Origin of the sequence: Paraburkholderia tropica, from assembly GCF_914484835.1 — a bacterium.
GTDB classification, from domain to species: domain Bacteria; phylum Pseudomonadota; class Gammaproteobacteria; order Burkholderiales; family Burkholderiaceae; genus Paraburkholderia; species Paraburkholderia tropica_A.
In genome coordinates, this window is record NZ_CAJZAR010000073.1 from 1 (window position 1) to 1260 (window position 1260).

General features: G+C 61.0%; 1 protein-coding gene. It reads left to right on the forward strand.

What is annotated here, in order from left to right; translation table 11 throughout:
• Positions 1–154: 154 nt before the first annotated feature.
• On the forward strand, positions 155–916 hold the full coding sequence (locus tag LDO54_RS27900) for a hypothetical protein (RefSeq protein WP_224014085.1): 762 nt from the start codon (positions 155–157) through the stop codon (positions 914–916).
• Positions 917–1260: the final 344 nt, after the last annotated feature.

Consider the following 1260-nt stretch of genomic DNA (forward strand, 5'->3'; position numbering starts at 1 on the left):
TGCGGGCCGCACCAACCCCCGCACTGTTCCCCCTTGACCACTCCGGCTGACCGGTTCCTTTGTCGCAGAGGCAACGCACTCAGGGGAACGCTCCAGTTCACCAAGGCCGTTGTTACTCCAAAAAAGAAGCCCTTTAACCCTTGTGGAGAGAAGTATGACGACCCCGACCGCCGCGCCCAAAGAACTCACTCGCGCTCAAAAGCTGACGCTGATCTATCGCCACACGCACAGCGACTTCAAGGGCAAGGCCGGTCCGGTTTGGGGTGAACACGCTGGTAAAAAAACCATCATGGTCAACATCAACGGTGCCGCAGCGCTGTCGCTCCTGGATGACCTCACCGACGAGCAGATCGCGGACAAGCTCCCGTATGCACTTCAGAAGGAGCATCAGCGCCAGGAACAGGCCGCAGCGAAGAAGGCTCAGGCGTCCGCCGAAATCGCCGCGCCCATCGAGGCGGCGCAAGAAGTTGCCGAGACCACGCAAAAAATTGCGGTCACGAAAATAACGGTAACGCGAGGCGAAGGCCCGAGCGACACTTGCCGCAAGCCTGAAACCGTAGCCACGTATGACGAGGCCAATTCCATTCTCTGGCGCTGGAGCAACACCGCGCCGAAGAACGGCGGTTACGACAAGTGCGACTTCGTGATCGTATTCGCGGACGGCAGTGAATACCGTGGCCGATATGACCTCAAGCACTGGAGCGACGAGACGGCGAATCTGGCCGGTCACGTTCAGGGATTGGCGTTGTTCTATACGGGCCGCGAGACGCCCGCGCATATGACCCAGGAGCGTCACCAGGGTTTTCTGAAGTCGGAGCAGGCGCGGGAGACGACCGCCGCTTATCAAAAGCTCATCGACGCGTATGACATCGCGATGAAGGCCGTCCCGGCTCCGTTGTTCGATATTGACGGCTAAGGGGCGCGACATGGAATTTTTTCTCGCCCTCGGTTTGCTGGTCGCAGTTGCATTGACCGCAAAACTTTCGCTTCCCGCCGACCAATGCCACGCTGAAAGCGTGAAGCATTGGCCCTCGCTGTAATCCGTGAGTATTTCGATTCGTGTGACGCCCCGCACATGCGGGGCGTCTGGGTTCTCGCATGCGAGAACCCAGACCGTGCGGGCGAGCCGAGCGCGCCCATCCAGCCTTGCCGGGGCAGCACCTTTCGCGCCGCGCTGCGCACGTCACGAAAGCCGCTCCCTTGCCCCGGCAAGGAGAAAAACGTTCCGCTCCTGGGGGCTACGCCCCCGCCGCTCGGGCG